The organism is Candidatus Sodalis pierantonius str. SOPE, from assembly GCF_000517405.1.
Taxonomy (GTDB): Bacteria; Pseudomonadota; Gammaproteobacteria; order Enterobacterales; family Enterobacteriaceae; genus Sodalis_C; species Sodalis_C pierantonii.
Genome location: NZ_CP006568.1, coordinates 3,193,615 through 3,205,761, shown reverse-complemented (window position 1 = coordinate 3,205,761; position 12,147 = coordinate 3,193,615). Strand labels below are relative to the sequence as shown.

7 protein-coding genes and 7 pseudogenes are annotated in these 12,147 nt (G+C 58.6%); 11 read left to right on the top strand and 3 right to left on the bottom strand.

Annotation, left to right across the window (positions count from 1 at the left end; all coding sequences use genetic code 11):
• Positions 1-40 precede the first annotated feature (40 nt).
• The 10 genes and pseudogenes from SOPEG_RS25090 to SOPEG_RS16085 all read left to right on the top strand — a co-directional run.
• A pseudogene (locus tag SOPEG_RS25090) lies at positions 41-459 on the top strand (DUF1131 family protein).
• Positions 460-772: 313 nt separating this feature from the next.
• A pseudogene (cysP, locus tag SOPEG_RS16120) lies at positions 773-1,744 on the top strand (thiosulfate ABC transporter substrate-binding protein CysP).
• Positions 1,744-2,577 carry a sulfate/thiosulfate ABC transporter permease CysT gene (gene cysT / locus SOPEG_RS16115; RefSeq protein WP_025246108.1) on the top strand — a complete coding sequence of 278 codons (834 nt, stop codon included), beginning with the start codon at positions 1,744-1,746 and terminating at the stop codon, positions 2,575-2,577. The pseudogene cysP and the gene cysT overlap by 1 nt, the downstream one beginning before the upstream one ends.
• Positions 2,577-3,422: a sulfate/thiosulfate ABC transporter permease CysW gene (cysW, locus tag SOPEG_RS16110; RefSeq protein ID WP_038468931.1), complete on the top strand. Its 846-nt coding sequence runs from the start codon at positions 2,577-2,579 to the stop codon at positions 3,420-3,422. The genes cysT and cysW overlap by 1 nt, the downstream gene beginning before the upstream one ends.
• 20 nt (positions 3,423-3,442) lie before the next feature.
• Positions 3,443-4,534, top strand: a complete 1,092-nt coding sequence (gene cysA / locus SOPEG_RS16105; protein WP_025246107.1) for a sulfate/thiosulfate ABC transporter ATP-binding protein CysA — start codon at positions 3,443-3,445, stop codon at positions 4,532-4,534.
• Between the two features lie 263 nt (positions 4,535-4,797).
• Positions 4,798-5,860 (top strand): annotated as a pseudogene (locus tag SOPEG_RS16100) (alkene reductase).
• A 50-nt stretch (positions 5,861-5,910) separates the two neighbouring features.
• Positions 5,911-6,695 (top strand): annotated as a pseudogene (cysM, locus tag SOPEG_RS16095) (cysteine synthase CysM).
• Positions 6,696-6,699: 4 nt separating this feature from the next.
• Positions 6,700-6,876 carry a hypothetical protein gene (locus SOPEG_RS27755; RefSeq protein ID WP_158382436.1) on the top strand — a complete coding sequence of 59 codons (177 nt, stop codon included), beginning with the start codon at positions 6,700-6,702 and terminating at the stop codon, positions 6,874-6,876.
• Entirely contained in the window at positions 6,857-7,537 is a 681-nt protein-coding gene (locus SOPEG_RS16090; protein ID WP_038470328.1) for a response regulator transcription factor, read from the top strand. The genes SOPEG_RS27755 and SOPEG_RS16090 overlap by 20 nt, the downstream gene beginning before the upstream one ends.
• 17 nt (positions 7,538-7,554) lie before the next feature.
• Positions 7,555-8,733 (top strand): annotated as a pseudogene (locus SOPEG_RS16085) (histidine kinase dimerization/phospho-acceptor domain-containing protein); the annotation flags it as partial.
• A 133-nt stretch (positions 8,734-8,866) separates the two neighbouring features.
• Here SOPEG_RS16085 and istB read toward each other — a convergent pair.
• Together istB and istA are read right to left on the bottom strand one after the other, a co-directional pair.
• The gene (gene istB / locus SOPEG_RS16080) at positions 8,867-9,616 is read right to left on the bottom strand and encodes an IS21-like element ISSoEn3 family helper ATPase IstB (RefSeq protein WP_025246104.1); all 750 of its coding nucleotides are present in this window, start codon (positions 9,614-9,616) and stop codon (positions 8,867-8,869) included.
• 11 nt (positions 9,617-9,627) lie between these two features.
• Positions 9,628-11,177, bottom strand: a pseudogene (istA, locus tag SOPEG_RS23210) (IS21-like element ISSoEn3 family transposase).
• A 124-nt stretch (positions 11,178-11,301) separates the two neighbouring features.
• On the opposite strand from istA, the pseudogene SOPEG_RS16070 reads away from it, so the two are divergent.
• A pseudogene (locus SOPEG_RS16070) lies at positions 11,302-11,520 on the top strand (sensor histidine kinase); the annotation flags it as partial.
• 114 nt (positions 11,521-11,634) lie between these two features.
• On the opposite strand, the gene crr reads toward SOPEG_RS16070, so the two are convergent.
• Positions 11,635-12,144 carry a PTS glucose transporter subunit IIA gene (gene crr / locus SOPEG_RS16065; protein WP_025246102.1) on the bottom strand — a complete coding sequence of 170 codons (510 nt, stop codon included), beginning with the start codon at positions 12,142-12,144 and terminating at the stop codon, positions 11,635-11,637.
• Positions 12,145-12,147: the final 3 nt, after the last annotated feature.

Genomic DNA, 12,147 nt, shown 5'->3' with positions numbered 1-12,147 from the left:
CCAGCGAGCCGGCGTCGGTTTCAAACTACAAGGAGAAATGATGAAGTCGTTCCGTCCGTTAATCATTGGACTGCCGCTCCTGCTGGCCGGGTGCTCGACGCTATCCGACCTTTCCTGGTCAAGCTTTTTCCCTTTCCATTGGTTCGGCGAAAGCCGCAAGGTGAGCGATCAGGACGTCGGTGACATTACCGCCGCCACGCCAATGACGCCATCGAAAGCGCCTGGGGCGTCAAGATCGGTACGCTGTTTAACGCTGTTTATCAGAAAGCCTATGGTGCCTGCCACAAGGGCAGCGGCGAGGATCGCGAGGCGGTGGTATGTCAGGCCCCGCAAAGCGGCCACGTCAGTTACGTATTTAAGGGCATCTGGCACGGTCCTGAATCGCTGATGCCGGCTGACGATCAGCTGCAAACCTGGCAGGTGAGCAAAATCATCTGGCGTGCGTCCGCCACGCGCTAACGCCCCCCTGGCCCCTTTCAGAGCCTTGCCCGCCGGGCGACGCTGTATGGCGTTGTATGACGCTGTCTATAAAGGGGCGCACATCCCCCCTGACGCGCGCTTCGCGGCTTTGTCTTGGCGGCCGCGCCCCCAGCCTTATGCTTTTTGAGACTTGTAAATCACCAATCGATATATAAAAGCGTTACGGGTTATCCCTCCGTTATAAATAAACTGTAAGGCTATCGGGGCGGCTTTTTTGTCCTTCACCAAAGGACACCTTATGACCTTTACGCTTTTTTCCGGCCGGGTGGTGCGCGGGTATGTCGCGGCGGCGATGCTGGCCTGCGGACCGGCGCAGGGCACGGCATTGATCAACAGCTCCTATGACGTGGCCCGCGAGCTGTTCGCGGCCCTGAACTCCGGCTTTAATCGCGCAATGGCAGCTGGCGCATCCCGGCGACACGCTGACCATTCGTCAGTCGCACGTCGGATCGTCCCGGCAGGCGCTGGCTATCCTAACAGGGGTTTCCGGCGGATGTGGTGATCTACAATCAGGTGACCGATGTGAAAATCCTGCACGATCGTGGCCAATTGATTGCCGCCGATTGGCGCGATCGCCTGCCTAACTAGAGTTCGCCTTACTATTCGACCATGGCGTTTCTGGTGCGCAAAGGAAACCCCAAAGGGATCCACGACTGGAACGATTTAGCCCGGGACGGCGTACGGCTGGTGTTTCCCAACCCGAAAACCTCGGGGAATGGCCGCTATACCTAATTTAGCCGCCTGGGGCGTGATGGAGCAGGCGTTTAACGGCGACCGCGCCCGAACCCGCGCCTGGATGCAGAAATTTCTCGCCAACGTCGAGGTCTTCGATACCGGCGGGCACGGCGCGACGACGACCTTTGTCGATCGCGGGCAGGGGGATGTGTTGATAAGTTTTGAGTCGGAGGTCAATACCCTGCGCGATCAGGCGGCGCCGGCGATTATGACGTTATTGTGCCGGCCACGAATATCTTGGCGGAGTTTCCGGTGGCCTGGGTGGATAAGAATGTGGAGAAAAACGGGACCGACGAGGCGGCGAAGGCTTATCTCAACTATCTCTATAGCCCGGCGGCGCAACACATTATCGCCGGGTTTTATTATCAGGTATAACGATACGCAGATGATGAAGGCAAACAAAAACAAATTCCCGCCGAACCGGCTATTCAGGGTTGAAGATCGATTCGGCGGTTGGCCGTCGGCTATGGCGACGCATTTCGACCGCGGCGGCGAACTGGACCGATTGCTGGCGGCGGGGCATCGCTAATGCTGGCCATGACCACCAAACGGGTCCTGCCCGGCTTCGGCCTGAGCCTCGGCGGCAGCGTGCTGTTCGTCTGCCTGATCCTGCTGCTGCCGTTAAGCGCGCTGGTCATGCAGCTGGCGCAGATGAGCTGGTCGCAATACTGGGAAGTCATCACCGGCCCGGAGCTGCTGGCGGCGTATAAGATAACGTTAATCTGCGCCGGGGTGGCGTCGCTGTTTAATGCGATTTTCGGCATGCTGATGGCCTGGATCCTCACCCGCTACCGTTTTCCCGGCCGTGCGCTGTTAGATGGCCTGATGGATTTACCGTTCGCACTGCCTACCGCGGTGGCGGGTCTGACGCTGGCCACGCTATTTTCCACGACCGGCTGGTACGGCGGCTGGCTGGCCCAGTTTGGCATCAAAGTCTCCTATACCTGGCTCGGCATCGCCGTGGCGATGGCCTTTACCAGCATCCCGTTCGTGGTGCGCACCGTGCAGCCGGTGCTCGAAGAGCTCGGGTCGGAATATGAAGAAGCGGCCCAAACCCTGGGCGCGGGGCACTGGCAGACGTTTCGCCGCGTCATTTTGCCGGAGGTCGCGCCGGCGCTGCTGGCGGGAACCGCACTGTCGTTTACCCGCAGCTTGGGTGAATTTGGCGTGGTGATCTTTATCGCAGGCAACATCGCCTGGAAGACCGAGGTCACCTCGCTAATGATTTTTATCCGCCTGCAGGAGTTTGATTACCCGGCGGCCAGCGCCATCGCCTCGGTGATCCTGGCGGCGTCGCTGCTGCTGCTGTTTATCATTAATGTGCTGCAATCACGCTTTGGCCGCCGGTTGGGAGGGCAATGATGACGGATATCTCCGCCTTTAACGGCGCCGCACGCGCGCCTTTCCCGTGGGGAAAATGGCTGTTGATCGGCCTCGGCGCGCTGGTTTCGCTGCTGTTGCTCCTGGTGCCGCTGATTTCGATTTTCGCCACCGCGCTGGCGGAAGGGCTGGCGGCGGTGGGGCGCAATCTCAACGATAGCGACATGCTGCACGCCATCTGGCTTACGGTGCTGATTGCGCTGATAACCGTACCGGTCAATGTGGTTTTCGGTACGTTAATGGCCTGGTTGGTGACGCGGTTCAATTTCCGCGGCCGCCAACTGTTGCTGACGTTGATGGATGTGCCGTTCGCGGTCTCCCCGGTAGTGGCGGGCCTGTTGTATCTGCTGTTTTATGGCACTAACGGCCCCCTCGGCGGCTGGCTGGACGAGCATAATTTACAGTTGATGTTCTCCTGGCCGGGAATGGCGCTGGTGACGATATTCGTCACCTGTCCATTTGTAGTGCGCGAACTGGTGCCGGTGATGCTCAGTCAGGGCAGCGAGGAGGATGAAGCCGCCATTCTGCTGGGCGCATCCGGCTGGCAGATGTTCCGCCGCGTTACGCTGCCCAATATCCGCTGGGCGTTGCTGTATGGCGTCATCCTGACCAACGCCCGCGCCATCGGCGAGTTTGGGGCGGTATCGGTGGTGTCGGGGTCGATCCGCGGTGAAACCTATACCCTGCCGCTGCAGGTGGAATTACTCCATCAGGATTACAACACCGTGGGCGCGTTTACCGCCGCCGCGCTGCTGACCCTGATGGCGATTGTGACATTATGCTTGAAGAGCGGGCTGCAGTGGCGCCTGGCGCGCCATCAAGCGTAGCTTCAACCGGGGGAATCTCAATGAGTATCGCGATCGATAAGGTCAGTAAGTTTTTTGATAACAGCAAAGTACTGAACGCTATTTCGTTGGATATCAACGCCGGGGAGATGGTGGCGCTATTGGGACCTTCCGGCTCGGGCAAGACAACGCTTTTGCGTATTATCGCGGGGCTGGAACACCATAATAGCGGCCATTTACGTTTCGGCGGTAAAGACGTCAGCCGGGTGCACGCCCGCGATCGCCACGTAGGGTTTGTGTTCCAGCACTACGCCCTGTTTCGCCACATGACCGTCGCCGAAAATATCGCCTTCGGTCTGACGGTCCTGCCGCGACGGGAGCGTCCCGGGCGTGCCGTTATCAAACAGAAAGTCGCCAGCCTGCTGGAGATGGTGCAACTGGGCCATTTGGCCGCGCGCTATCCTTCCCAGCTTTCCGGCGGTCAAAAACAGCGCGTGGCGCTGGCGCGCGCGCTGGCGGTGGAGCCGGAAATCCTGCTGCTCGACGAGCCGTTTGGCGCCCTGGATGCGCAGGTGCGTAAAGAGCTGCGCCGCTGGCTGCGTCAGCTGCACGAAGAGCTCAAGTTCACCAGCGTGTTTGTCACCCATGATCAGGAAGAGGCAATGGAAGTGGCGGATCGGGTAGTAGTGATGAGCCAGGGCAACATCGAACAGGTGGGAACGCCGCAGGAGGTTTGGCGCGAGCCGGCAAGCCGTTTTGTGCTGGAGTTCCTGGGCGAGGTCAACAGGCTGGACGGTGAAATCCGCGGCGCCGAGCTCTTTGTCGGCCCGTACCATTGGCCGTTGCCTTACGCGCCGGTTCATCAAGGGCAGGTAGAGCTGTTCCTGCGGCCGTGGGAAATGGCGTTAAGCGAAAAACCCACCGCCCGCTGCCCGTTGCCGGTACAAATCATTGATGTCAGTCCGCGCAGCCACTACTGGCAATTGGTAGTACAACCGCTGGGCTGGCACCCGCAGCCTTTGACGGTGGTGGTGGCGACGGAGTCGGCCGGCACGCCGGCACGAGGCGATCGTCGCTACCTCGGTGGCCAGAACGCCCGCCTCTACACCGGCGATAAAGCCCTGCAACCGATAGCCTTCGCCGAAAGCGCCTAAGGCCTCCTCTTTTCATGACCCGTGCGTTGCGCGGGTCTGTCCGCCGCCGAAGTTCCGTTGCCCGTTACCCGTTGATCTGCCGCGGCATTTCACATCGAAAAAGCCCGTGCAGTTAAAGCCCCCGGCGGCGTTTGCGGCTTAATAGTGAGGAAATAAATCTCATCAATAACCAACCTGACGCGGGTTGCGGCCGGTGGCTGTCGCGTCAGCGATCGGCACTCTATCCCCCTTAACGAGGTAAGTCATGGCTGAACTGGTAAGTCATGGCTGAACTGTTTGAACCCATAAAGATTGGCGCTATCGAGCTGGCTAACCGCATCGTGATGGCCCCGCTCACCCGGATGCGCGCCGACGACGAGCGCGTGCCCGGGGCGCTGGCGCAGGAATACTATAGCCAGCGCAGGGTTGATTTTCACCGAGGCGACGTCGGTGTCGCCGCAGGGCGTCGGTTATCCCAATACGCCGGGGATTTTGTCGCAGGAGCAGACTCAGGCGTGGGCGAAAGTGACCGCGGCGGTGCACCAGGCCGGCGGTAAAATCGTCAGCCAACTTTGGCACGTCGGGCGGATATCCGATCCCCTTTACCTTGACGGCGAACGGCCGGTCGCCCCCAGCGCAATTGCGCCGGAGGGCTTTGTCTCGGTTATCCGTCCGCAAAAAACCTATGTTACGCCGCGGGCGCTGGAAACCGACGAAATCGCCGGGATCGTAGAGGATTACCGGCAGGCGGCGGAAAATGCCAAGCGCAGCGGCTTTGACGGCGTGGAGCTGCACGCGGCCAATGGCTATCTTTTCGATTAGTTCCTGCATGACGGTTCCAACCAGCGTACCGATCGCTACGGCGGTTCGATAGCCAATCGCGCCCGCTTTTTGCTTGAGGCGGTGGATGCGGTGCTGACCGTCTGGCCCGCCGATCGTGTGGGGGTGCATCTCAATCTGATGTCGGACACCCACAGCATGCGTGATTCCGATCCCAAGGCGATGTTCAGCTATGTCGCGCGAGAATTAAACGCGTGCGGGCTGGCTTTCATCTTCGCCCGTGAGGCGCTGGACTTTCCCAACCGCTTGGCGCCGACGCTGCGGCAGCATTTCCACGGCGCTTTAATCGTCAACGAAGGGTTTACCGGCGCAAGCGCTGCCGCCACGGTCGCCGCCGGTGCCGCTGAGGCAGTAGCGTTCGGCAAACTGTATATCGCCAACCCGGATTTGGTGGAGCGCCTGCGCGGCCAGGCGTCGCTAAACGAGGTCAACCCGCAGACCATCTATGCCCGCGGCGCAGAGGGCTATACTGATTATCCGGCGCTCAAGGATCAGGTCGCCTGTTAGCGACGGTGCGCAGAGGAGGGGCCTGTGGCGGCGGCGAGATTTGGTTGAAGATGGAAGGCAATAATCCGGCGGGGTCGGTGAAGGATCGCGCCGCCTTATTCATGATTCAACAGGCGGCGCGGCGAGATCGCCCCCGGCGATATCTTGATTGAGGCCACCAGCGGCAACACCGGCATTGCCCTGGCGATGATTGCCGCGCTGAAGGGTTATCGTCTGAAACTGCTGATGCCTGACAATATGAGCATGGAGAGGCAGGCGGCAATGCGCGCCTACGGGGCCGAACTAATTTTGGTGGATCAGGGGCTTGGGATGGAGGGCGCACGTGACCGGGCGCGCGCTTGCCCGCGCCACGGGCGGGAAGGTACTGGATCAATTCAATAATCCAGATAATCCGCTGGCGCATTTTACCACCACCGGGCCGGAAATCTGGCGTCAGACCGACGGGCGCATTAGTCATTTTGTGTCCAGCATGGGCACCACCGGCACCATCATGGGCGTTGGCCGGTTTTTGAAATCGCGCCGTGCGGACGTCACCATCGTCGGGCTTCAGCCGATGCCGGGAAGCAGTATTCCCGGCATCCGGCGCTGGCCGGCTGCCTATATGCCGGCTATTTTTCAGTCTGAGTTGGTGGCTCGAACCCTGGATATGCTTCAAGACGAAGCGGAAACGACGATGCGCCGACTGGCGCGGGAAGAGGGTATTTTCTGCGGCGTTAGCTCTGGCGGAGCGGTGGCCGGCGCATTGCGCGTGGCCGCAAAGGCCCCGGGGAGTCTGGTGGTCGCCGTCTGCGGCGACCGCGGCGATCGCTACTTGTCCACCGGAGTATTTGATTAGGCTGATGCTGCGTCAGCGCTTTTGCCGCATTCTGGCATTATTGGCAGCACCTTTTGCTCACTCGCGGGTCAAACAGTGGCTGGCCTGTGACCTGATGAATGATGCAAGGCTGTCTGGCGCTAACGCGGGAGAGCAATGGCGACGTTTGTGGGGAGAAAAAAATGAAAATTTTGCTGGTTGATGACGATCGGGAACTGGGCAAAATGCTGAGCGAATACCTGACCGCGGAGGGTTTCGATACCTCCTTGGCCCTGACCGGCCAGGAAGGGGGGGACGGCGCGCTTTCCGGCGACTATACCGCTATGATTCTGGATATCATGCTACCGGATATGAGCGGCACCGATGTCTTGCGCCAGGTTCGCAAAAGCAGCCGTATGCCGATTATCATGCTGACCGCGAAAGGCGATAATATCGATCGCGTCATCGGTCTGGAAATGGGCGCAGATGATTACATGCCCAAGCCCTGCTATCCCCGCGAGCTGGTCGCGCGGCTGCGCGCGGTGCTGCGTCGTTTCGACGAACGGCCGGAGCAGCCTGCCGAGGCCGGCGTCGCAAGCTTCGGCGATCTGATACTCAATCCCGCCACCCGCACCAGCTTATGGCGAGGGAAAGCGTTCGATCTTACCGCTTCGGAATTCAATCTGCTGGAGCTTTTGATCCGCGCGCCCGATAGAGTGGTGTCAAAAGATGACCTGTCGGAAAAGGGGCTGGGCCGTCGCCGCGAGGCGTACGATCGCAGCGTCGACGTGCATATCAGCAACATCCGGCAAAAATTGTCGCTGCTGCCCGGCAGCAGTTTGGGCATTGAAACGGTGCTCAGTATCGGCTATCGGATCCGCTGATGAGAATACCGGGGCGGTTGTTCTGGAAGATCCTGCTCGGCTTTTGGCTGATATTCCTGCTGATTACCCAGGCGCTGTGGGTCGGTTTTATCCTGTATGGCAATCGCCACGAACCGCCGGAAGAGTCTATCGCCCGACGTTTCATCCATTTGCAGATGGTGTCGGCCGAGTCGGCGCTGAAAACGGGCGGACTACCGGCATTGCAGGCACTCATGGCGCAGTGGCCGGACGGGGAACAAACGCTGCTGGTCGCCAAACCGTTAACGCCCGCCGACAGCAAACCTGGGGCGGCGGCAGAAAACGCTTCCTTTTTCGCCGACAAGGGGATTCGTCCGGCGACGCCAGCGGGAGATGAGGAGGCCGGCGCCCGGCCCCGGCGCGGGCCGTCGGGAAACCCCGCGCTGCCGCCGCTGGAATCCATCGCCAACCGGCAAGTAACGGCGGCCGATGGTCGGCAATATCTGCTGCGCTACGACTTTGAAAGCTTACGCAGGCAGTATCACAACGGCCACAGGAGCAATATCCTCAATATGCCCAGTCCGCTGTTCTGGCTGGGGATGACGGTCGGGCTGCTGTTCAGTTTGCTTCTGGCTTGGAACCTGACCCGCCCCATGCGCCAGCTGCGCCGGGCCTTTGCACGCGTGTCCCTGGGGGATTTAACGGTGCGACTCTTTCCCGTTATACGCCGCCGTCACGATGAGATAACCGAAGTAGCGAAGGACTTTGACGCCATGGCCGAGCGGCTGCAGGTGCTGGTCGCGGCGCGTGAGGCGCTGCTGCACGATATTTCCCACGAACTGCGCACGCCGCTGGCCCGATTGCAATTGGTCATCGGACTGGCGCATCAGAATTCGGCTAACGTGGATACCTCCCTGGCGCGCATCAAGCAGGAAGCCGAGCGTCTGGATCGCATGGTGGGGGAGCTGCTGGCGCTTTCGCGCGCGGAGCACCAGGGCATGCTGGCGGAGGAGTATTTCGATTTACTGGGGCTGGTGGAAGCGGTGGTCAACGACGCCCGGTACGAGGCGCAGCTCACCCGGGTGACCATCACACTGACCGCCCAGCAGCCGGCGGACTATACCGTCAAAGGCAACGCGGAAATGATGCGCCGCGCGGTGGAAAACATCGTGCGCAATGCGCTGCATTTTTCACTGCCGGGGCAAGAGATTGCGGTGAAGCTGGCGGTGGAAGATCGCCTGCTCACAAATCTGCAGATTCCGACGTATCCGATCAGCTGTTCCGGCGACATCCGATCAGTTATTCCGATATTTTCCGATCACCCATTCCAGTGATATTCGTTCACGTGTTCGCTCATCTTCTGACTCGGGTTTAGTCTATTTTTCCTGTGCTGGCTACTCCTTGCTCTTTGCGTAGTGATTCGCCTTTAAGTTCCAGTCTATAGCTGGGGTGTACTAACCGATCGAGTAACGCGTCAGCTGTCGTGGGGTTTTCTATCAGTCCATACCATTTTTTCACCGGCAGTTGACTGATCAGGATGCTGCTGCTTTTGTCGTAGCGATCTTCCATCACCTCCAACAGCATCGTTGCCTGCATCGGACTTATTGATTCTAGGCCCACGTCGTCCAAGATCAGTAACTCTATTTTTTCTAACTGCTTAAGCTGTTTTAGATAGATCCCGTCTATCTGACACTGGTGAAGATGGGCCAGCAACCGACCCACTCGCCAGTAACGCACGCTATATTGCTGCCGGCATGCCTGCTCACCAAGCGCACAACTGAGCCAGGTTTTGCCCGTACCTGTTGGCCCCGTGATGAGTATGCTTTTCTGATATTTCAGATATTGTCCCCCTAGCAGATCTCGCATCTGTTCCGGTGTCACTCCTCGGCTAGGGATATAGCGGATATCTTCCGGTTTTGCCTGCAAGCGCATTTGCGATTGCCGTCGCAGACGGAATATGTGGTTGTTTTTTCTATGCAAATTTTCCGCTTCTACCATCAGCGACAACCGCTCCTCGAACCCCAGCTCCCCATAACTCCCCGGGAGTTCGCGTTGCGTCTCCAACGCCTGGACCATTGCCGACAACTTCAGCTCTCGCAGAGCCATTAACAGTGTATCCATATTTATTCTCCTTAGTGATAACTGTCCGGACCTCGGAGGTTTTCGTGAACCAGCATTGATACGCCGGCTCCGTCCTGGGTGACCTCACTTTCACGACCGTGTTTCAATACGTTGGCTATGAAAGAGCGGTTAATGCACCCTTTCTCCAACGCCAGCGCGCAGGCCTTCTCCAGTCGCGTCGTCTCATAGCGCCGTTGCAGATTGAGTAGCCCCAGCACGGAGCGGTAAGCCTGCTCCGGATGGGCTTTGCTCTTTTGGATGGACTCGACCACTTTCAGTGTGCACACACCCACCGACAGCGCCCAACTGCACAGCCTTTCCGGCGTCCACTGACTCTGCCCCTTATGGTTAGCCGGCATGTGCGCCGCCTGAGTCGTGTGCCTATAGGCGTTATCGCTGCGAGGGTGCGTAGCCACGCAGACGCCCTTATGGTGGATTTACACCAGCCGTTGGGTGGCGATGACGTCAACGCGCTCGCCAACCAGCGGATGCGGCACCGAGTACCAGTTTTTGCCGTAGTCTATGTGGTAATCAGGTCCCACTCGGGCAACGAGATACTCACTGTATTCCCATTGTGTGGGCGGTAGAGGCCCAAGAGCCGGTTTGTCCAGCTGCTCGAAGCGTTCAAGGCGACTTTGTCCGCCGTAATGACGCATCGGGCGCAAATTCAACTCATGATTGAGTTCTCGTATCACCTGGTTGAGTTCGGCCAGCGAGTAGAACCTACGTTTACGCAACCGGGCCAAAACCCAGCGTTCTACCAGCTGCACAGTTGATTCTGCCTTCGCCATGTCTTTCGGTTTTCTCGGGCGCGCCGGTAGCACCACTGTCTCATAGTGATTTGCCAGCGCCTGGTAGCTCTGGTTTATGACCGGCTCATAGCGGTCAGGGGTGCTGACAGCGCTGCGCAGATTATCAGGTATCATCAGCTCCGGAACCCCACCCATGAAGTGCAGGCAGCGGCTATTGGCGTTGAGCCACGATGCCATGTCCTGGCCTTCGCAGGCTTCGATATACGCATAGCCTGACACGCCCATGGCAGCGACGAAGATAGCGACCTGGCGTACGCTACCGGTCGCAGGGTTGACGATAGGTACGGTGGGGCCACAGAAGTCGATGAAGAGCTTTTCGCCAGCCTTGTGCTCCATGCGCATGGAACGCCGCTGCTTCTTTTTCCAGTCACGGAACAGTGCACAAAACTGTGAGTAACCGAGGGCATCACCGCCCACAGCGGACTGATATTCCATCCAGAGCAGCTGCTTGGTCATGCCCTTGCGGCTTAACTCGGTATCGATATCAAGCCAGCTGGGTAAGGTATTGATAACTTTCCGGATTTGCCGGGATAGAGCAGGCGGTCGAGGTCGATGGGGGACAGTTCCGCCGGCAATGGCCAGACCAGGTTAGCTACCGTGAATCGGCCGAGGATATCGTGCACGGTAGTACAGCCTATGCCGAGCGCTGCTGCGATAGTGCGATTCGAGCGACGCTGCTCGAATTTCATACGTAATACATTAATATAGATGCACATTTCCGTTCTCGCTTTCTTCTTTTTACGTGCCATGCCATGCCCCCGGAAGCTAAAAGTCTCCAGAGTATGGCGGAACAGAAGATGAGCGATCGTACAGAATCGGAATCGCTGATCGGGCGACCGGAATCAGTGATCGGATGTGACCGGAACCAGCACAATCAGCGTAGCAGACCAGGGGCCGGGGATTGCCGAAGAGAAGCTGTCCAGCATTTTCGATCCCTTTGTGCGGGTGAATTCCCCGCAAAGCGGCAAGGGCTACGGCCTGGGGCTGGCGATTTCCCGCAAAGTGCTGTTGGCGCACGGCGGGTCGGTCGACGCCCATAACGGGCGCGAGGGCGGGCTGCAAATTCATTTGAGGCTACTCCACTGGCAGTAACCCCACTGGAAGTAACCGTTTACGGCCTGGCCACCGACGGCAAAAATTAACGGCGCTCATTGAGCGCCGTTATCGTTGTTCCGGCCGCTGCGGCCGGAAAGGAAGGGGGAGGGGCTACTTGCGGATACGTATGATCAGCGTTTCACCGACCACGACGCTGCCGGACAATTTCACCAGCTCTTTGATTTCATCCATATTGGAAATCACTACCGGCGTCAGGGTCGATTTCGCTTTTTCTTCCAGCAACGGCAGATCAAACTCGATCACAACGTCACCTTTTTTCACACGTTGACCTTCTTCAGCGATACGGCGGAATCCTTCGCCTTTCAGCTCAACGGTATCGATACCGAAATGGACGAACAGCTCAATGCCGCTGTCGGATTCGATGGAGAAAGCGTGATTAGTCTCGAAAATTTTGCCGATCGTGCCGTCTACCGGGGCGACCATTTTATTGCCGCTGGGCTTGATGGCGATCCCATCGCCCACGATCTTTTCAGCGAAAACCACGTCAGGAACATCTTCAATGTTTACAATTTCCCCCGAAAGAGGTGCAACTATTTCAATGCTTCCCGTGTCTTTCTTATCATCGGAAACCAGAGATTTCAGTTTATCGAACAAACCCATGAT

What these genes read in the sequence shown, in the direction of transcription:
- cysT (WP_025246108.1), top strand. Translation starts at nt 1,744, where the DNA reads ATGCTGGCCATGACCACCAAACGGGTCCTGCCCGGCTTCGGCCTGAGC.
- cysW (WP_038468931.1), top strand. Translation starts at nt 2,577, where the DNA reads ATGACGGATATCTCCGCCTTTAACGGCGCCGCACGCGCGCCTTTCCCG.
- cysA (WP_025246107.1), top strand. Translation starts at nt 3,443, where the DNA reads ATGAGTATCGCGATCGATAAGGTCAGTAAGTTTTTTGATAACAGCAAA.
- SOPEG_RS27755 (WP_158382436.1), top strand. Translation starts at nt 6,700, where the DNA reads ATGCTGCGTCAGCGCTTTTGCCGCATTCTGGCATTATTGGCAGCACCT.
- SOPEG_RS16090 (WP_038470328.1), top strand. Translation starts at nt 6,857, where the DNA reads ATGAAAATTTTGCTGGTTGATGACGATCGGGAACTGGGCAAAATGCTG.
- istB (WP_025246104.1), bottom strand. Translation starts at nt 9,616, where the DNA reads ATGGATACACTGTTAATGGCTCTGCGAGAGCTGAAGTTGTCGGCAATG.
- crr (WP_025246102.1), bottom strand. Translation starts at nt 12,144, where the DNA reads ATGGGTTTGTTCGATAAACTGAAATCTCTGGTTTCCGATGATAAGAAA.